The organism is Actinobaculum suis, assembly GCF_900618115.1.
GTDB classification, from domain to species: domain Bacteria; phylum Actinomycetota; class Actinomycetes; order Actinomycetales; family Actinomycetaceae; genus Actinobaculum; species Actinobaculum suis.
This window is the reverse complement of record NZ_UYIO01000001.1, coordinates 1-19040: the sequence shown is the minus strand read 5'-3', so window position 1 is coordinate 19040 and position 19040 is coordinate 1. Positions and strand designations below refer to the sequence as shown.

The window sequence follows — 19040 nt, the reverse complement described above, 5'->3', positions numbered from 1 at the left end:
TTTTCCGGATCGGCAACGCGTGCCTCTTCTCCGCACGCGCGGAGGTATTTCCTGCCCGGGTTGTCGGGGTGTCCTTAGTGGGATCTCTTATCCATACGCGTGGATGTATTTTTGCGTAAAATTCGTAGTTAGGTAATGTTTATACCTTTTCTGCACGCGCGAGGTGCTTCCTTCGTAGTACCATCAGCCGAATGGTTCTGGCGCTCTATCTACGCATGCGCAGAGCCGTTGCTAAAATAGAATCCGATAAAAACAAACTTATGCATCCAGACTCAAAGGAGGGCCTTCATGAACGCTGGTGACGTGAATGGTGTTAGTTCTGATGGCGCTACAGCTCCCCGTGATCGGGAAACCCCGATCACCATTAAAAGCAAGCCCAGTCGTTTCAACCCGAAGCGCTAGTCCAAAAAAGCAAAGGCCATTACGGCCTGCATCGTTCTCGCTATTGTCCTAGCAGGTACCGGCGGGTTCTTTGCTTATCAGTCTTATGCGCTTGAGCGTGATAATAAGGCGCTGATTGAGACGTTCACGGCCCAAAAGAGTGAGCTTGATACGGCTATTGCGGCCGCGCAAGGTGCGCTTGCGCTTATTACTGGTGATGAGCCGGCCCCGCATACGGATGGGTTTGCAGAGTCTGATGAGGGTCAGGAAACCCTTGCGAGTCTTAGTGCCGCCCTTGATAAGGCTACTGCTCACGCGAATGAAGAGCCGGTCAAGTGTGCTAATCGTAAGGAATGTGACGCTTTTGAAACGTTGACGAATACTCGTAGGGGCGATCTTGAGGCGTTGGTAAAGCAGACTGAGGTTTTCACCGGGAAGGTTGATACCTTCCGGTTGGATACGGCTGGCCTGGGCTGGATTAAATAGACCATGTGATTTGAGCGTGTCTTCCGTGACAGCCCCTGTTGGGCAGGAAGACTGGTAATCATGAAGAAATTCTCGAAGCACACCCCTGAGCAGATTGTGGCCAAGCTCGAGAAAGCCCGGGCCTTGAAGGCCTCGGGTAGTACTGTGGCCGAAGTCTGCCGTGAACTTGGCGTCAGCGAGGCAACCTACCATCGCTGGGTCAGGCAGTACGGCAACATGTCCCGCAGCGAAGCCCGCCGCTTTAAAGAGCTGCAGGAAGAAAACACCAAGCTCAAGCGCTTACTCGGGGAAGCCGAGTTGGAAAAGGCGCTGCTGAAGGAGCTTGCGGAGGGAAAATTCTGACCCCGGCACGCAGGTATGAAGCCATCGATTACGCTCTATCTGTGGGTTATTCGGTGCGCTTTGCCTGCCGGGTCGTCGGGGTTTCCAGAGCGGCGTACTACAACGCCCGCAAACGCCACCAGGAGCCAAGCGCGGATAAGTACGCCGCTCTGCGCAGTTGGCTGGTCACCTTCGCTGGTGAGTACCGACGCTGGGGCTATCGCCGCGCTTGGGTGAAAGCCCGACAGGCCGGCTTTACCTGTGGCCGTGATGTGGTGCGCCGCCTGTGGCGCCAGGAGGGTCTGCGGGTCTTTCCTCGCAAAGCTGCTAAGCGACGCTGCTTGCCCGTGCCAACACCCCGCACGCAGCCAGCGGCGTGTCCGGGGCAAGTGTGGGCGCTGGACTTCCAGTTTGATAGTGACTACCAAGGCAAAACCTTCAAGATCTGCAACGTGATCGACGAGTTCACCCGTGAGCATGTTGGTTTCGAGGTCGCTCGGTCAATTACCGCTACTGCGGTGATTGACCTGCTGGAGAATTTAGCCGCTGTGCGTGGTGGTAGACCTCGGGTGTTGCGTATGGATAACGGCCCGGAGTTCATCAGCCATGAGCTGACTCAATGGGCAGCCAAGCAAGACACTATCGAAGCGTTCATCCCACCGGGAATGCCCTGGCATAACGGGTTTGTGGAGTCCTTCCACAACCGGCTACGTGACGAGCTGCTAGAAGACGAGATGTTCGACGACCCTGCCCACGCGTCGCACTGCCTGCGACTGTGGTCAGAGCGTTACAATACGCATCATCCGCATTCGAGCCTAGGATTTATCCCACCGACTGAGTACGCCAACCAATGGCACCAAACCCAGGAAGGCACTCAAACCGACCGGTCCTAAAAACTAGCCCGGCCCAGCACGTCCACCCGCCCCCGCCCCGGCTCCAGCCCCCGCTCCAGCTCCGGCACAAAGCGGCGGATGGGTAGAAACAAGCAACGAAGGGGGAAGCTTCTGTGGTGATGAGTTTGGGAATACGTGGCCGTGCTAGGTGCACAGAATGAGGAGGTTTGTCCACGCGTTTGTGTAGTTAGGGCGGACTGTGCGGTAGTTGGCGCTGCCGCACAGTCCTAGAAGATGATTTCTTGTTTCCAACCAGTTTGGTTGGCGTTCGTATTGTAAATCAACTCCTTAAGGGGTAATTATACCGAATTTGGCTTACCGTGGGGGTGGTACTTCCCGGCGTAGCGGGGTTGTTCTCGCTTTATTGGCAGTATTGACGTTGTTTGCGTCGATGCTTGGCCCGGTTAGTTCGCGGGCGGATTGGGATTCCTCGGTTGGTCGGGGGATCGACGTGACGGGGGTCAATAAGTATGGCCCATTGCGGTTAGGGCCGCATTATGTGGAGACGGCGCAGATTAATGGGGAAGTGATTGAGGCTTACCCGATTTGGTGTATCCAGGCTTTGTATGCTGATCCGGGGCCTAATCAGATGACGGATATTGCAACGCTTACGGATTCTCGTAAGCTGGGGCCGGCTGAGTTGGCGTTGGAAACTCCGCAGGCGGCTTGGTTGTTGCAAAAGTATGAGCGTAATAAGGACGACAATGTTAATTTGGCGGCCTTGCCGTATCTCACACTCTTCTCCACACGTCCCACCGTGAAAACCTAAGCTGGAAAACTTGCCGAGAAATGCTCGAACTCTTCAACCCCTCACGATTGTAGCCGGGCCCAGAGTCCACCCGTGTTATCCGGTCGATAGCACGTTTTTGGCGAGCAGCTTCCGTTACCCGGGAAAAAACTAGTTACACGCATCTCAAGATCGATACGCTTAGAAACAGTGAAGCAGCGCGCCTGCCAGGTTCCAATAAGCAGGTGGCTTCCTCCGGCAAAGGTGCCGCCGTCTCTACGAGTACGAAATTTGTGCCAAAAAATAGAAAAATAGGTAGGAAAGGAAAACAATGACTTACGACGATTTGTTCAAGCTGATGCAATCACGTGCCTCGGTGCGTGAATTTGCCGCCACTCCGGTAGAAAAGGATAAGCTCCTCGCTCTCGTGGAGGCTGGCCGCACGGCGCCCACCGCGCGGAACCGTAGCCTCACGTTGTTCACGGCCGTCAATTCTGCCGCGAAAGTCCAGGAACTTGCCCAGGCCATGGGCAAAGCACTTGGCGCAGAGGAATACAACCTTTATAACGCCCCGGCCGCCATCCTCATCTCCACGCCGCGTGATAACAACTCTGGCCCTGGCGAAATAGGTTTGGCCAGCCAAAACATCCTGCTTGCCGCACAAACGCTCGGCCTTGGTGCCTGCTGGGTTAACCAACTCCGCGATACCTGTGATGACGCCGGTGTCCGCACCGTCCTCGACCAGCTCGGTATTCCTTCCGACCACATCCTCATTAACACCTTGGTGTGCGGCATTCCGGTAAGCCAGCCGGAAGCGAAGGAGAAGACGACGCAGGTCAACTACGTCGAATAACTCGGTTACGCCGAATAGCTCGGTACCTCGAGTGACTCTGCAAGTTGGCAGGCGCGGTACAGCTACGCAAAAGCGCAACCGCAAACGCGTAAAGCACAACCACAAATACGTAAAGCGCAACCGTGGCTAGGCACAGGCCCAACCGCGAACACATAAAGCACAACTGCTACTACACAAAGGCGCAGACGGTTTCCACAAAGTGTGTGTTGGGGAAAATGTCTAGCGCGTGGGCGTAGGTGAGTTGGCGGCCGGCCTGCAAAATAGCGGTTACGTCCCGTGCCATAGAACGCGCGTCACAAGATACTAAAACAATTTGCGTGGCCGAACTGCGTGCCAATTCCGCCGCCGCCTGGGCTCCCAGCCCGGCGCGCGGCGGATCCGCAATCACAATATCGGCCCCGGGCACTATCTCAGCAATTGTTTGCGCATCAAGCGTTAGGGCGTATGTTTCCGCCCACGGGTGGGCGGCGAGGTTTTTACGGGCGGCGCGGGTTGCTAGCTCGTTACCTTCGTAGGCCCGCACCTTGCCGGCCGGCCCCACCAATTCCGCAGCCACCTGCGAAAACAATCCCGCCCCCGAATAAAGATCCACGAGCGTATCGCCAGGTGTCACGCTAACGGCGTCGAACACACTCGCTACGAGTAAGGCGGGCGCATATTCATGCACCTGCCAAAAACCGTCCGCCGCTAATTCGTACCAAAACTTTTCGCCCTGAAACTCCACTACTTCGTGCACAACCGGCGCTGCTGGCTGCCCGGGCGCAGAAAACGCTTGCCCATTGGCGAGTAGCAAAGGTGGGCTCGCGCTCGGCGCCACGAGTTGCACGTGAAAAGGTTCCGTTGTTGTGGCCAGCGCATCCCACGCGTTCCCGCACACTTGCAACGCTTCCAGGCGGCGGCTGGCGAGGGGGATTTCCGTAAGGGGAACGTGCTTGCCCAAGTTCGGTACATACATGCCGACGCCGGTGGCCAGTTTGTCAACCCAGATGCGGGTGCGATACCGCCAACCGGGGGCTGCAGGATCAGCCTCAGGAACGGCATCTACCGTGAACATCTCGGGGCTGGCACCGCCTAAGCCAGATGTAAGCCCAGCCAGTTTGAGTTCGCGGCGGAGCATATGTGCTTTCATAGCACGCTGGGCGGTGAGTTCTATATGTCCGTAGTTAGCGGCCCCGGTTTGGGCCACGGAACCGAGCGGCCACGGGTGTTCGATGCGGGCGGGGGAGGGGTGCAGAATTTCTTCAACGGTGGCCAGATAGCCGCGTTTTCGTTTGTGAGTGATGCGGGCTCGCACTTTTTCGCCGAGGATAGTGCCCCGCACAAAAACCAGCTCAGCTTCGTGCCGGGCCACAAATTCGCCGCCGAAAGCCACGTCTGTAATTTCCAAGTCCACTACTGAACCGATCATGTGCCACCTCCTCGCTATGCTCGTAAAACGACCATAGTACCGGGTGGGAAATAATATTTGGCAATCCGCAGAAGGAGCGGGGCGAAAAGAGCGCCACTGGCGGAGACGGAGGGATTCGAACCCTCGAGCCGCACATCGCGACTACTTCCTTAGCAGGGAAGCGGTTTCGGCCTCTCACCCACGTCTCCAGGAACACCAGCTCTAACAAGCCAGGCCTTCTGAGTTTACCTGTTTTTGGGCGCGCGTTTCCATCGTGAGGAGGTGAGACCAAGCACGAATTTATTCGGTGTTGGCACTTGCGGGCCGCAGGTGGCAGGCCTGGGGTACCGTGGTGCATCGGAAGATGCCGAACTGCCGGCCCTTTCTAGATGCCGAACTGCCGGCCATCTCTAGATTTAGATCGCGCCGGCACCGCTCGAATATGGAAAGTGAGAATGTTGATGACGGAAATTTCCAACAATATCCGCGCGGCGGCCCAGCAAGCCGGAATTCCGGCGGCGGGCCCGGGCCTGATGCTTCTCCTCGATCTTGACGGCACGGTTTTGCCGGACGACGGCGTGATCCGCCAGCGCGTGCGCGAGGCCGTGCACGCCCACGTGGATGCGGGTACGCACGTGGTGATCGCTACCGGGCGCGGCCGCATGTCTGCCCACCCGGTTGCCGAAATGCTCGGCCTGGATAGCGCCGTCATGATCTGTTCGAACGGCAACGAAACCGTGCTTACGGGAGGCGCAACGATAAACGGCGTCGAAGGGAGAGCATATGAAGCGGTTACTGACGGTGGCCAGAAGGTTTCCATGCGGCTCGCAAACATTACGACGATCGAACCAGCAGCCCTGGAAAATGCCTTGCATCAAATGCACAAAGCGTTCCCGGATGCATATTTCGCGGTCGAACCTGCTTTCGGGGAACGTATGCTTGCCGACGGTTTTCCGTTTACGCTTTTGCATCCACAGCGCGGTGTGCATGTTCCTTACGAAGAGTTGTTCATTGACGACTGTATTCGCATGTTCATGGTAGCCCCGGGTTTGCGGCCGCAAGAGTTACAGGATCGCGTGGATCGTCTCAACTTGTATGGGCTTGAAGTGATCGCTTCTTCGTCGTGGGATAGCGGGTGGGTAGATGCCGGGCGCGCCGGCGTTACGAAAGCCACCGCGGGCGAGGTAGTGCGTGAAGAGTACGGTTTTCCGCCGCATGCAACGGTTGCCGTGGGTGATGGCGGGAACGACGTCGATATGCTGCGCTGGGCGGGACTGGGCGTAGCAATGGGGCAGGCCGCCGATTTCGTGCAGGAAGCTGCCGATGTTTCTACCGGCACGATCTGGGAAGATGGGCTGGCCATCGCATTGGAAACGCTCCTCGAAAACTAGCCGCAAATGTGGTGTGTGCCGAGCGGTTTCCTGCACGCGCGGTGAAACAGATAGTATGTATGAGCCCGGGAGGGTTGTCAGAGCGGCCGAATGAGACGGTCTTGAAAACCGTTGTGTGGTGAACCCGCACCGGGGGTTCGAATCCCCCACCCTCCGCGTTAGCCGCTCCTAGATTTTCTGGGAGTGGCTTTTTCATGCGGTTTGCGGCGAGACGACGCGGAAAACTTGGGATAAACACCTAATTCGTGAATGTGCTTCTATATTGCTCTATGTGCGTTTGTGTAGCATAGTGAGGGATACATTCGGGGACACCAACCGGGGCTACAACTTCGAATGCAACCCCGGCCCCGTAGCAAGGAGACCCGATGAGCAGAGCAGGAAGAAGTACTTTCGGTAGCCTCATAAAACGCGGCGGCAAATACCTTGGCCGCTACCGCATCGAGGGTCGTACCTATTACACTCCTACGAGGTCTACCCGGGCCGCCGTACGCAAAGACCTATCAGCGATCCAAACCGCGATAGAGGCGGGCACGTGGGAGCCGGGCGCGAAACCTACCGGGGGCGGCAAAATCACTACCCCCACCGAGCAAAGATATTCCACCACTCTGGAGCAGTGGTTCACGATCTGGGTAGAAGACCTCACTAGGGCTATGGAAAGCGGGCTACGCTCGCCTAACACGGTCAGGTCCTATATTTCCCAGTGGCGGGCCCATATTCTCCCTAACCTCGGCCCGGGCACTCTCCTAAACGAGGTTACAGAAAGCGATATTGCCGGGTTGTGGGAGCACCTGCTCCACACGCGGGCCCGCGCCACCGCCGCAAACGTCATGCTCGCTCTCTCATCCGGGTTTGCTGCCGCCCGCAAGGCCGGCATTCTTGCCACGGTCCCGGCGTTCCCTGAAGGTGCTCTAGCCAAACCAGGACCTACCGGCACTGGCAACCGGGTTACGTATACCGCGGCCCAACTCGACACGCTGATAGGGGCGGCGGCCCCGGAATATCGGGCCGCTATCGCACTAGGCTCCTACGGATGCCTAAGGTCTGGTGAAATCGCTGCCCTACGCCGCGACGACATCACCGAACACGGGACCCGGGTCTGCGTCGATGAGGCGACGAAGCGCGGCCCGGGCGGGAAAATTACGATCGGCCCGCCTAAATCCAGGGCTGGGTATCGCACGATCACGCTCCCAGATCGCGCCGCAAAAACCGTAGTAGAACACTTGCAGGCCTACACGCCCGCCCCACCGGCCTCGTTGCTGTGGAGGGGGCCTATGGGCGGGGCCTATGTCTCTAGCAAAACGCTTTTGCGGGCCTATCGTGACGCCTGCAAAAAAGCGGGCTTGCCAGTGGGCCGGTTTCACGATTTGCGGCATTCAGGACTCACGCTTTACGGTCAGGCCGGGGCTACGCTAGCCGATCTAATGGCAAGAGCGGGCCATTCGGACGTAAGTACGGTGATGGTGTATCAGCATTCGGGGCGGGATCGTGATAGTGAGCTCGCGGCCCGAATGACCGAATAAAGGGGCGCGATGGGCCAGGGGGCCGGGGCGGGCGCTACGTATCATGGATAGCAGTAGGAAAGATGCGGGAAGCGGGTTCAAGCAGACCCGAAAGCGGAAAGGAGCAAAAGCAATGGCGCGAGATGAAGCAGTGCTTAGCGAAATTGAGGAACTGGCGAGCAAGGTGAGAGAAGCAGAGGCGGCATATTCGCGGCTTTTGGAAGAACGCACGGCGCTGTTTTGTAAGGCACGCGGGGAGGGGTTTTATCTGCGTGAGATTGCCGAGCGGGCGGGCGTTTCGCGGCAGATGGTGGATCGAGTTTTAGGTAGGACCACCAAAACGGACGAGTGACACACATCTCACGTAACCAGGGTTGCGTAAAGTGGGGATAGGAGATAGACTATAACCACAAGGCAAGGAAAAGAATCCTAGCCCACAACCGGGGAGGAACCCGAAAAATGGAACTCGTAATTACTACCGACACTTGGAAGCTCGAATTCGAAGACGGCGAAATCTGGGCGCAGGGAACCTTCGAACCCGAAGTTGACCTCAACGGCGAAAACTGGAACTTCTTCGACCAAATCACCGAACGCGTAGGCGAGATGAGCGACCTCGAAATCGAAAACCTCGGAGAAGGTGCCTACGTCAGCGACGATGCGAAAACCATGGCCTGGAAGGTCTGGGTCATCTGCGGCCACTACGGTATCGAAATCGATCGCGATGGCGAAACCTGGGTGATTACCGACAAATACGGGAACACGCTAGAAACCGGCGAGTTTGATCCGGAAATCGACATTCCCGCTGAAAAAATCGGTATTATTAACCCTGAGAAAATCAACTTTATCGACCTTGACGAGGTTACCGAGCGGATCGCCCAGCTAAGCGGCATGAAACTCGTCAACGATAGCATCTACGCCGGCTCTTACAGCACTTCTTTCGGACACTGGTTCGTCTGGGACGTACTAGAAGTACTCTAGAAAAAATTGGTCACGAGGGGAGGGGCCGGAAAAAGACTCCTCCCCTCATCCCCCCCCCTCAAAAAAATTTCGAAACACAAGCAAGAAAAGGCAAAGCAATGGAACTTGCAACCCGTAATCTCACCGAAAACGACCTACTTGATACCGATTACTGGATGGAAAATTTTCTTCCGCGACTCACTCCGGTAGTGATCGGCAAGGGCCGGGCGGCCCGCCTCGAGTTCATTAATACCTTGATCCACGGCGGTGAGTGCGATCTTGACTATTTACGCGAAATCACCGCGCCGTACACGAAACTTTTCCCAGATGTAGACCCCGCCGCGCTCATCTACATCGAGGACTTAGGCGGCGCTGAAGAACAACTACTTTCTAAGCTTTTCGGGAAGAAAGTACGCCTCTACTCCGATAGGGTGCACGGCAATGTAATCACCGAGGTTACTGAAGAGATGGATGCCGAAAACCGTGAAAAGGTATTCCGCCATGAAATGCAAGTAGATCCCCGCAAGGCCATTACTCAACCCTATACGGCCGCATATCAGGCACTCACCCTAGCCGACGACATCAGATATGTAGTTTTCGAAGTGTTTACCGACGACCTTCCTCACCCGCACTTCGAAATACCCGAATACTTGAAAGACGGATATAATTACCTTAACGAGAATTTCTACCGGTGCGTAGACGCCTACCGCGAGAGCGAAGAAAATGGCGATCAAGTAGCAGAAGAACTGCGAGCAGAAGCATACGAACGCGCGTTTTCCTTCGATAGATTAGACTGGTATGGCCCTAGTGGCTGGGGGTCAAAAGACCCCGAAGGTGTGGAATATGAAGTAGGCACGGTTAGCGACATATGCGGGTGGTCGCTTGGCCGTAATACCAATTGGCGATACTACGAAGAGCCAGTATGGGATTAACCCAATTCTACCGGAGGGGTTCACTCTAGGGCGGGCCCCTCCACTCATATTCACCCCTGGAAGGTGGCACTCATGGAAAAACCTGAAGACTTACCCGAAATGACCGGGTTAGAGTTTGCGGCTATTCGGCATCGCATGAATCTCAGCCCCATAGACCTAGCCAAGATTTTGGACGTGACCACGCGGGCGGTGCGTAGGTGGGAAGCTGACGGGGCGGATATTCCCCCTGGGGTGCTAGAACAGCTACACGCCCTGGATGAAAAACACGCGGCGCTGGCACGCGAGTTGGCTTCAACTCCTGGTGTGGCGAGTGTTCGCCGCGACCCAACCCTGTACCGGGCACTTCCACGAAAATGGTATGTTTCCGCGTTAGCGCGAGCCATGGAAGGCAACCCTGACTTGCGAGCCGATTGGACATAGACGCGGCATAATGGGCTAAGGAAGATTTGACTCCACTGGTGTTTTCACCTCGACTTTTCGGCGTGTTAGGGCCGTTTTCCCAGTGCTTTCCAGTGGTTTCATTTTCTTCAGTTTGAAACAACTGTGAAAGCACTGGCGAAGTGGCGGTATCTCGCCGAATACTCTCATTATCTTTTCCAGTGATTTCAGTGCATTCACTGCCCCCGGGTAGCCTCCACACTCCACTAGCAGGAAAATCTACCTGCTTGTATTGCGCTCCTATCCTTTTCAAGGCCCGCCAAACCGTAGTAGACGACGTACCAAACTCTTCACGGGCAACATGACCGGTTCCGCTACCCGCCTTCGGTGGGAGTGCAGGGCCGGTCCCTTCGCTTTTGGGCACAAAAAATGGGGGTGTCAGCCAGGCCTAAGCCTAAACTGACACCCCTTTTTGTTTGCCCCCGCACATGCGGGGAAAATGCGCATGATATGAGGCACGCGCCTTACCCAACCGCGAATACGCGTTTTGGGTTACCCCCGCAAGCGCGGGGAATACACCCTACGATACCCCACCAAAACCAGGTGTGCAAGGGCCGGTTTAGCCGATCATTTCCCAACCGGTCCCGCCCGGCCGCCATGGCGCGCCCTCGATCAGGCACCTCCACAAACGCCCATCACACCGAACTAAGCCGCCCTTAGGGTAGAAACCTCCATCGAGCCAGTAGGGCGCGGTTTCAGGCGTGGCATGGGCACTAGCCTGTTCCGCCCGGGTAATCGCCTCACGGGCCTTACGCTCAGCCAGGCCTTCGCGGCGTTTGTCCTCGTTCATGACGGCCTGACGGACCCGCTCCAGGCCGGGCGCGGAAAGAATCGCCAAATTGGGCGGTAGTTCATCGAGGAACTTTGCTTCTTCCTTCGAAGGCTCCGGTACTTCCACACCTTCGGTGGACGCCCAACCGGGGGCGTACACAGTTGCTCCCTCGGGCGCGCCCGGGTAGAGCACTGGCTCTATTACTTCTGCCGGGGCGGGGTCTCCGATCGGGTCACCGGTAGGGTCACCTTCCGGTTCACCGATCGGGTCCACAGGTTCATAAGGTTTTTTAGGTTCGCCAATCGGCTTTTCACCGCTCTCAATCGGCTTTTCACCGCTCGGGATAAACTCGGTTTTTTCTGTTACTGGCACTACTTTTTCTTCCATCTCGTTTTCCTCCCTGTGAGGGTTATTTTTCTGCCGCGCGGCGGCCCGATCGTTTTCCGGCCTCACGGACCTCCGTAGCAACCGCGGTATTTTCCTCGCTAGTGTCTTCCACGCTTGCAAGCCGCCCCACATTCCCGGCCGGGGTAGCCGCGTGTACGCCGCTACCATCTACCTCCGACACGCTCGCGTTCTCTGGGTTGATTTTCGAGGCAGTCGCCGCCACCCCGCTCGCCGAAAGACCCGCCAAAATGCCGGCGGTCACCCAGTCCTGCACGCTAGCCACGCCGAACCCGGCTAGCGCACCGTTAGCCACCACGCCCAAAACCAGGGCCGTGAGAAGCGTCCATGCGCCCCGTATTGCCGGAAAATACTGTTTCAGGCACTGGGTTACTGCGAGGACCCCCGCCGCGGAAGCCACAAATTCCAAAGTAACTTGCTCCACTAATAGCCTCCTTTGTTTAGCTGGCTTGCTGAAGCCAGTGCTGTAGTGCCTTCACGGTCATTGGCCCAAAATCGCCGTCTACCTCGCGCGGGCTACCATCAAGCGCCTGCGTATAGTGCCCACGATCGCGAAGATAAAGCTGTAAAGCCTTCACCGTCATTGGCCCGAATTCACCATCGACTACGCGCCGGGTCCCATCAATCTTCTCCGTGTAATACCCGCGGTCCTGTAGCCACCGCTGGAGGGCTTTGACCGTTTGCCCACCAAAATCGCCATCTACCTCGCGCGGGGTGCCGTCGATCTTCTGCGTGTAATAACCCTTATCCCGAAGCAAGAGCTGTAGGCCTTTTACGGTCATCGGCCCTAGATCACCATCGATAACCCTTTGCACGCCGTCTACGCGGCCCGTGTAATACCCACCAACACTAGCCGCCGGGGCCTGTGCAGGGGCCGCGCTCGCGGCCGGGGCCGGGGTAGCCCCGGATGAGAGGGATGCACGGAAGGCGGCCATATCAATCGAGGGGCATACCGGCTTGCGACTAGCCGGCTTGCAAATCTCCTTATGCCCTAGCACTGAGGAATAAGGAATCCCGTAGGCATCGGCGAGGGCTTTCACGCCGCGCCGATATGAATCCAGCTGAGCGGCCGGCCATGGCTCACTACCGGAGTTTTCTGCTTCCACACCGATCGCGTAAAAATTATTTTGGGCGCGGGTCCAGGTCACGCCTGTATGCCAGGCGACGCCGCTGGCAATCACGTACCACCGGCCCGATCTACCTAGACCGAGCTGAGCGAGTGGACCGGAAAGACCGGGCCGGCCGTCTCGTACGGTGCTCAAGCTCGGATAATCTGAGCCGTTTCGTGATGCCGCCGGCCCGGCGGTGTGGTGCATGACGATCGTTTTAGGAGTGGTGGGGAAATCGGCGTGCCCGCGATTGCGCCACCCGTCCACTTCGGTTACTTCGAGGCCCGCGCCGCGAAGAATGTCCGCTAAGTTGGTGAGTCTCATTATTGTTTGTGTCCTTTCGATAGTGAGAAATCATGAGAGAAATAGTGAGAAATAGTGAGAAAAAAGGGGGGGTAGCGTTTTGCGATCCCCTTCCCACAACATCCCCACAGCTTCACACATGGGGAAGATGTGGGGAAGATGTGGTTATGTTGAAGTCTCCAGCCAGTCCGGTACCGCAGGTAGGCTCTTTTCCCTCACCCCCGCCCGTAGGGCCGCATTGCGAAGCTCCCAATAGGCGCCCTCGGTTCGCCATGCGAGCCGTTCCGCATCACGCGCCACCGTGACCGGTGAAGGTTGTGCCTTCTTTTCTGCTTTACGGGCCGCTATTGCATCCAAAAATGATTTGGCTATCACCCCGCCACAGCAGGAAACGATAGCTAATATTAATTGTGAGTAGAATTCTGCCACAACCCTCCCTTCGTATTCGCCAAAAAGATTGTTTTATGCGGCTTGCGCGCCCCCCGGATTTTGCGCCGCCCGCAATTGCGATGCGATGGTTAGGTATTCGGCGCGTTCTCGTTCTGCTTCCTCACGCGCCGCCCGCACGTCTTGCGGCTCAGCCCGGCCCCTCATCTGGAAAGAAACCTGCGCATACCTGCACGCAAAAAACAGCACTACCAGCACGATCGGGACTATTGCCCGGGCTTGCGGCAAATCAAGCGAAGACCGTAGCACCGCTAGGCCGATTCCGTAGACGGTCCAGCCGCATCCGCATAGGGCCGCGGCGACTAGCTCGAAGGGTTTTGCTTTTCCGCCCCCCGCGGTGACCGCTCCCAGTAGCCCGCCCGCGGCTAGGCACACCACGCTGATTGCGCGGAATGTTAGGGCCATGTCGTTTACGAGCGTGGCGGCCATACCGAGCGAAATAATATAAGCCGCAACCATTAATAGGGTTACGGCTATGGGTTCTGCTATTGACCTGCGAAAACGTTCCCACAGGCCGCGTATTTTTACCACCACAAGACCCCCTTCATTTTTCCTAAATTTCTCTTCATATTTTTTTGGAAAACCTATTATGCGGGGGCCAATAGGACAGCGGACAAATCCCCGCCGTTAATGCCCAAAGTGTCGGCCATGTTCTGGTAAAGCCATACTGAAATACGAGTCCCGGCCGATTGGTATTTCTGAAAATTAACAACCAGCTGATCTTCTCCAGAAGTAGATGTACGGTAAGCGAATCCGTCACTGCCTACCCGGATTTCCAGAAGCGTACGATGTTCGGGATTGCTTGATACCGATGTGACGAGCCGGGCGCGCGTATTGATTGCCCATATCCCGCTCTCTGGGAGCGTGAGAGTCGTATTATCCGCCGATAACTTGAAATCGCCACGAATCCTAACCGGCGCATTCAACCCGATATTCTGCCATTTATTACGCGGGATACTGGTTTGGCGCATTGAGCCGTCCCAGATGGTTGGCCGGCCGGCGATTCGCTCCAGGCCAGCAGTCTTTTCATAGGCCGCGTATATTGATCTTTTCGGGGTTACTGAGAAAAATAGGGGGAATGCGGACGCGGGCGCTGAGGAAACAATTTTTTGTGCCTCAGCCACTGAGTTGACCGGAATAACCGCGTGCACCGAGTTACTGAACGCGGTGAATGCGGCGACCATATCCGCCGGATCCCCATACTCCGGAATAGTATGTTTAAGAACAGTCTGTGTAGCCATAAAAAACGTGCCACCTTCCTAAATTTAGCTTTTTACCCATTTCCCATTTCGATAAGCAAACCCAAATAATGGTTCGATCCACACGATTCGCGGCGAAACAATCGGCTCACCCACATCGTGCTGACGCGCCGATCCCGGGATCATGTGGGTCACTCGGAATTGCATACCGACCGTGTACTCCCTACCCGGCACCAGGGTGATCGGTTGCTGGATAGTGGTCGCATAAATACCGACACTATGGGCCAAACCAACATCTAATTTCTGCCCGGTCTGAGAATCCTTGAAATACACGCCCATAATCACCCGATACCGATCCCCGCTCACCATCGACGTATACCCAACAAGGTTTGCGGCGGTTAGTGGGGTGAACTTGCGTTCGAAATCGTGGAATTGCCAATGCCAGCTGAGGCCTTTCGCCTCACCTTCAGCCCAAAACTCACGCCCGAAAACATGGTGGCCTAGCGGGATCATTTCATCTCGCACCGGGGAGCGTACGGATAACCCGGTTTCTACATCAGCAGAAACACGTACTTGCTCTTTACCCTGTTTATAAACATGAAGCCCGGTTGAGTCCAAAACCGTGTTATCCCACGTGCCCGTATTAGACGCCGCATAAAACTTCGAACCCAAAAAAGTTTTACCCGTAATCGCATTGGCCGTGATTTTGTCCGAGGTGACAGCGCCCGCCGTCAAATGTTGAGTAGTAATAGCGCCGTCTTGGATGAGGGTTGCACCAGTCTTAGCGAGTAGCTCGATGCCCCCGATCCAGCACGTGGTGCCCCCATTAAAATTACGCCATTGCAGGGAAACAGTAGCCGCCCGATCGGGGGCCGTTAAGTCTATGCCCCGCTTTTCCCACCAATTTGCCGCCGATTTCCGGTGATAGCCCACGTACGTGTACGAAATTTGCCGGCCGTTAGCGTCCCGCCAAACAACAGCAGTATTAAAAGTGGCGCTAGCAGAGATATCCCGATCCCACCAGTTCCACCGGTATTGATTGCCCGCCTGAACCGGAATATCACGCACCCACAAAGTCGAAGGGTTATTTTTCCACCAGGTGCCTTTCACCCCGTCGGTAGGAGGCACCGTAGCCGAATATTGCCACCCGTCCAGGTCTTCCTGATACGCCCCGGCCCCGTTCCAAACGAGATTACCGCCCGCAACCGTAACCCGGCCCAAATCCGCGGCCTTAGCCACCAGGTCATTAGTCCACAGCTCTTCAGCGATACCCTTTTGCAAATTCGCATAAGCCACCGACAATTTGCCTAACTTAGCGTTAGTAATCGACGCATCCGCAATCTGAGCTGACCCGATAGCCGCGCTCGCGATATGCGCCCGCGTAATCGCATTATTGCCGATGAATTCCGGTCCTAGTTTCATGGTCTGCCAGGAACCATTGCGCCAAACGTAGGCCCGCATCGGCGTGGACCCAGAAAACACATACCATAGGGAACCGTCTTTTTTACCCGCCCCATCACCCGTATTCGGGTTGCGGTAGGCGAGAGTAATCAGGCCTTGAGCTGTGCTCATTTGACCCGTGAGCGTATCCGCTATATTCCGTGCTGAGAGTGCGTCAGCGGCCGCCCGATCAGCCAGGTCCTTCGCCGCCGTAACATCACGCGCCGTATCTTGGCCCAAGGTTTTTGCGGCTTGTGCTTCCGCGAGCGCAGAAACCGCCTGCGCCGTGGCAGATTCTGCTTTAGACTGCGCCGCAACCGCCGCCGCATTCGCCTTATCCGCGTCAGTCTTCGCGGTTTCGCTAAGCTGTTTTGCTTGGGTAGCAAGATTATTTGCGGCGTTAGCAGATTCTTTCGCGGTAGCCGCCAAACTGGCTACCTCATCGGCTTTCGCAGCGGCCGCTTGGACCGCCGAATTTTCTAGCACTACCCATTTTTTGGCTTCACTATCGTAGATGTAGGGAAGTCCGTCAGCGGTGTTAAACCACAGCGTACGTTCTTCCATGGTGGTAGGTGCCGTATTTGAGCGCACGAACATCGAAGACCGCGAAAACAGGTTTTCGGCAACCTTGTCTACGTGCTTAGGTAGCGTTGCTTGTACATTTGTGGCTACGTTTTCGGCCCGGTCTGCCGCCGCCTTAGCCTGGGACGCGAGCACCTGCACATCACCCAACATACCCACATACGCCGATAGGCTGGTGCGCACGCTCATGTCATTTGCACGGACTTCACCTTCCAGTGCCGCAACTCGCGCAACAGTCTTTTCACCGGCCGCCGTAAGTTCGGTCCGTGCCGCCTCAAGCCGCGCATTAGCCGCCTCCATCTCACCAGGAAACGCCTCCAACACAGCCTTTTCATCAGCTGTTAAATCTTGAGGGAGTAGCGTTTTATGAACGGTCACCGTCTCAGTAGTGGGGGAGAAGCCGGCCCGCTCTAAAGACTCATCACCTACAGCCTTATCCGACGCGGCCCCCGTTACCCGGCGGGGCCGCCCGGAACCATCCACATCGACATAAACCAACCCGCCCGGAATATATTTCCCTGGCAAGGCCGGTAGCCGTAATTGGGCCCCCGCATAATCCACCTCGACCAGGCCGCGCGTGCTTTCATCTTCCGTGAGAGTCCCAATAAAAACGGCGGTGCGTATTGGACGCGCCGCCGGTTTCCTAAACTCATTCGAATATGCGTCAAGAACACTCATCCGCAAGCCACCTCCACGCTCATCAACCCAAGCCCATCGATAGGCATTTCCACGCCGGTTACGATGCCCACACGCGTACGCCCATCAACATGAATTGCAACCGTCTGGTCGAGGCTTATCCGCCAATCGGTTACGCACTGGACGCGCACTAGCTCCGAGTATGCGCCGCGCCTGCGTAGCTCTGCACGCGCCACAAGCAGCGCCTGAGCCTCGGAACTAACTGCATCGCCTGATACTTCTACGCTTACCCACCCATAGCGGGCCGGCTTAAAAGGCCCATCGGTTTCGTATGCTTCGGCCGCAAATTCCACCCCATCCGAACTACCCGACACCACCACATGATTAGGCCGTTTCGCTCGCTCAAAGCCTGAAGGGGCTGAAACCACGGTCCCGCCCGTACCATCTCTCAAAACCACGTCGGGGCTTGTTTTTATGGTTGGCGCGGGTAGCGCGACAATGCCCCCGAGTTTTTCGCGTATGACCATGCGCCCCGCCGAACACAAATCCGCTACTGCTTGGTCTCGTTTTTGGCCGATCACCCACCCATCAGGAACCGGATCATTCCCTACACCATCGGGGGCTTGCACCGCGAGGTTGTCGAGTTCCAGCGTGACGCGTAGCGCCATGAGGCACGTAGAAGACCTGGCTACCTGTACCGGTTTTGCTAGAACGTGGTCGCGCAAGCAGGATAGGAAACCGTGCCCCGATAGGCGAATTTCCGGGCCGTCCTCTTCCCACGAATCAAGCCGATAATGAGGAGACTCAAACACGATGAGCTTACCGGCCTGGGAAATCGTTTGCCTTACGGTCGCAGTATTGCCCGTGGCGAGGAGTGATTCAGGGCCGGTAGGGAGCCAATCTTTCCCACCGCTTTCGCGAGGCACGGCCACATCTAGCACATAGTCGCCCCACCCCTCGGTAAGCGCTTTCGCGGTCATAGTGCCCTTAGTGGGCGTGAAAACGTGTGTCTCGTATTCCGGGTATGACCAAACCACAAGCTCAGTGACCACGTTCGTGGAGCTTGAAGGGTCTAAAATCATGTTTCACCTCCTTACGGAATTGGGTGTTCGAGTACATCCCGCCATGTAGACCGGGCCGCCCGTAGCCGCTCCACGGTCCCTAGCCGGGGTAGGTCCCGCCAAACGTTCGGGGCAATCCCGCCCGATAAACCGACGAGTGAGGCGGGGTCCACCGGGACGCAATCCAGTTGGTATGTTTCTTCGCCCCGATCGAACCGGGCGCTCATCTCGCGAGGGGCGGCCACAATTTGCGCAAGCCAACACCCACCATCTTCCAGTAGGGGGCATTCGGGCCGGTGGCACGCCGCCCGTGAATGGATGATCATGACCGGGGCGCGGCGGCGAATAAGCTCCATCCAAGCGTTGCGCGACTCTGGTTCAGGGACTGCGTGGACCGTAAACGGTTGCGCGGGGCTATCGCCGCTAGTGCGCAATACTGGGTAGGCCGCCCCCGCCGGCCATACTTGGCTAATCTTCAAATCTCCTTCGACTTTATGCGGTCCTTCCCACCGGAAAGGTATGCAATACCGGCCATCTAGAGACCTAATTTCATGCCGCTTAGGCCACGCCCCATTAATCGTGCCTATCTTGGTTTTTTGGCCGGTTGTGGGATCGACTAGCCAATATGTGCGTTCTCCTACGCCGCCGGCGTCCATCCCGGTCCACGTTTGGCCCGGTTTTACGATACCGCCCGGCACCAACCGGCCGATCGGGTCACCGTTCGCGTTAGTGCGGATTTCACCGCCACTATTACCGGCGGGCACACTGATTAGGGGAACATTATTCCGGCCGGGGCTTACTGAGCTACCCTGTATCGCCAC

The 19040-nt window shown here is 56.7% G+C and carries 20 protein-coding genes and 2 tRNA genes; 10 read left to right on the top strand and 12 right to left on the bottom strand.

What is annotated here, in order from left to right; all coding sequences use genetic code 11:
- Positions 1-450 precede the first annotated feature (450 nt).
- Positions 451-948 (bottom strand): hypothetical protein, encoded by a 498-nt coding sequence (locus H8274_RS00110; protein ID WP_185933510.1) that lies wholly within the window; start codon positions 946-948, stop codon positions 451-453.
- On the opposite strand from H8274_RS00110, the gene H8274_RS00105 reads away from it, so the two are divergent.
- The 3 genes from H8274_RS00105 (at position 925) to H8274_RS00095 (ending at position 3661) form a co-directional block, all read left to right on the top strand.
- A protein-coding gene (locus H8274_RS00105; RefSeq protein WP_420807973.1) for an IS3 family transposase occupies positions 925-2081 on the top strand; the annotation gives its coding sequence in 2 pieces (ribosomal slippage) (positions 925-1204 and positions 1204-2081; 1158 coding nt in all). The genes H8274_RS00110 and H8274_RS00105 overlap by 24 nt on opposite strands.
- Positions 2082-2391: 310 nt before the next feature.
- The gene (locus H8274_RS00100) at positions 2392-2850 is read left to right on the top strand and encodes a hypothetical protein (RefSeq protein ID WP_185933508.1); all 459 of its coding nucleotides are present in this window, start codon (positions 2392-2394) and stop codon (positions 2848-2850) included.
- 289 nt (positions 2851-3139) lie between these two features.
- Positions 3140-3661: a nitroreductase family protein gene (locus H8274_RS00095; protein WP_185933507.1), complete on the top strand. Its 522-nt coding sequence runs from the start codon at positions 3140-3142 to the stop codon at positions 3659-3661.
- Between the two features lie 169 nt (positions 3662-3830).
- Here H8274_RS00095 and H8274_RS00090 read toward each other — a convergent pair whose 3' ends face one another.
- Together H8274_RS00090 and H8274_RS00085 are read right to left on the bottom strand one after the other, a co-directional pair.
- Positions 3831-5069 carry a class I SAM-dependent RNA methyltransferase gene (locus H8274_RS00090; RefSeq protein ID WP_185933506.1) on the bottom strand — a complete coding sequence of 413 codons (1239 nt, stop codon included), beginning with the start codon at positions 5067-5069 and terminating at the stop codon, positions 3831-3833.
- A 97-nt stretch (positions 5070-5166) separates the two neighbouring features.
- Positions 5167-5257: transfer RNA gene (locus H8274_RS00085), tRNA-Ser, on the bottom strand.
- Positions 5258-5509: 252 nt separating this feature from the next.
- Here H8274_RS00085 and H8274_RS00080 point away from each other — a divergent pair.
- The 7 genes from H8274_RS00080 to H8274_RS00050 all read left to right on the top strand — a co-directional run bounded on the left by H8274_RS00080 (position 5510) and on the right by H8274_RS00050 (position 10247).
- Complete coding sequence (locus tag H8274_RS00080) at positions 5510-6439, top strand: HAD family hydrolase (RefSeq protein WP_185933505.1); 930 nt, start codon at positions 5510-5512, stop codon at positions 6437-6439.
- A gap of 68 nt (positions 6440-6507) precedes the next feature.
- Positions 6508-6595, top strand: a tRNA-Ser gene (locus H8274_RS00075).
- Between the two features lie 209 nt (positions 6596-6804).
- Positions 6805-7959: a tyrosine-type recombinase/integrase gene (locus H8274_RS00070; protein ID WP_185933504.1), complete on the top strand. Its 1155-nt coding sequence runs from the start codon at positions 6805-6807 to the stop codon at positions 7957-7959.
- Positions 7960-8071: 112 nt separating this feature from the next.
- Positions 8072-8290 (top strand): hypothetical protein, encoded by a 219-nt coding sequence (locus H8274_RS00065; protein ID WP_185933503.1) that lies wholly within the window; start codon positions 8072-8074, stop codon positions 8288-8290.
- Between the two features lie 107 nt (positions 8291-8397).
- Entirely contained in the window at positions 8398-8916 is a 519-nt protein-coding gene (locus tag H8274_RS00060) for a hypothetical protein (RefSeq protein ID WP_185933502.1), read from the top strand.
- A 98-nt stretch (positions 8917-9014) separates the two neighbouring features.
- Positions 9015-9827, top strand: coding sequence for a hypothetical protein (locus H8274_RS00055; RefSeq protein WP_185933501.1), 813 nt, complete (start codon positions 9015-9017; stop codon positions 9825-9827).
- A 72-nt stretch (positions 9828-9899) separates the two neighbouring features.
- Positions 9900-10247 (top strand): helix-turn-helix domain-containing protein, encoded by a 348-nt coding sequence (locus H8274_RS00050; protein ID WP_185933500.1) that lies wholly within the window; start codon positions 9900-9902, stop codon positions 10245-10247.
- A gap of 577 nt (positions 10248-10824) precedes the next feature.
- Here H8274_RS00050 and H8274_RS00045 read toward each other — a convergent pair.
- The 9 genes from H8274_RS00045 to H8274_RS00005 all read right to left on the bottom strand — a co-directional run.
- Positions 10825-11424 (bottom strand): hypothetical protein, encoded by a 600-nt coding sequence (locus H8274_RS00045; protein ID WP_185933499.1) that lies wholly within the window; start codon positions 11422-11424, stop codon positions 10825-10827.
- Positions 11425-11446: 22 nt separating this feature from the next.
- Positions 11447-11866, bottom strand: a complete 420-nt coding sequence (locus H8274_RS00040) for a hypothetical protein (RefSeq protein WP_185933498.1) — start codon at positions 11864-11866, stop codon at positions 11447-11449.
- 16 nt (positions 11867-11882) lie between these two features.
- Positions 11883-12875 (bottom strand): peptidoglycan recognition protein family protein, encoded by a 993-nt coding sequence (locus tag H8274_RS00035; protein ID WP_185933497.1) that lies wholly within the window; start codon positions 12873-12875, stop codon positions 11883-11885.
- A 144-nt stretch (positions 12876-13019) separates the two neighbouring features.
- Complete coding sequence (locus H8274_RS00030; protein ID WP_185933496.1) at positions 13020-13283, bottom strand: hypothetical protein; 264 nt, start codon at positions 13281-13283, stop codon at positions 13020-13022.
- Positions 13284-13316: 33 nt separating this feature from the next.
- Entirely contained in the window at positions 13317-13835 is a 519-nt protein-coding gene (locus H8274_RS00025; protein ID WP_185933495.1) for a hypothetical protein, read from the bottom strand.
- A 53-nt stretch (positions 13836-13888) separates the two neighbouring features.
- Positions 13889-14542: a hypothetical protein gene (locus tag H8274_RS00020; RefSeq protein WP_185933494.1), complete on the bottom strand. Its 654-nt coding sequence runs from the start codon at positions 14540-14542 to the stop codon at positions 13889-13891.
- A gap of 24 nt (positions 14543-14566) precedes the next feature.
- Positions 14567-17200: a hypothetical protein gene (locus H8274_RS00015; RefSeq protein WP_185933493.1), complete on the bottom strand. Its 2634-nt coding sequence runs from the start codon at positions 17198-17200 to the stop codon at positions 14567-14569.
- Positions 17197-18240, bottom strand: coding sequence for a hypothetical protein (locus H8274_RS00010; RefSeq protein WP_185933492.1), 1044 nt, complete (start codon positions 18238-18240; stop codon positions 17197-17199). The genes H8274_RS00015 and H8274_RS00010 overlap by 4 nt, the downstream gene beginning before the upstream one ends.
- An 11-nt stretch (positions 18241-18251) precedes the next feature.
- Positions 18252-19040, bottom strand: a 789-nt coding sequence (locus tag H8274_RS00005; protein ID WP_185933491.1) for a hypothetical protein, incomplete at its 5' end; no start/stop codon positions are given.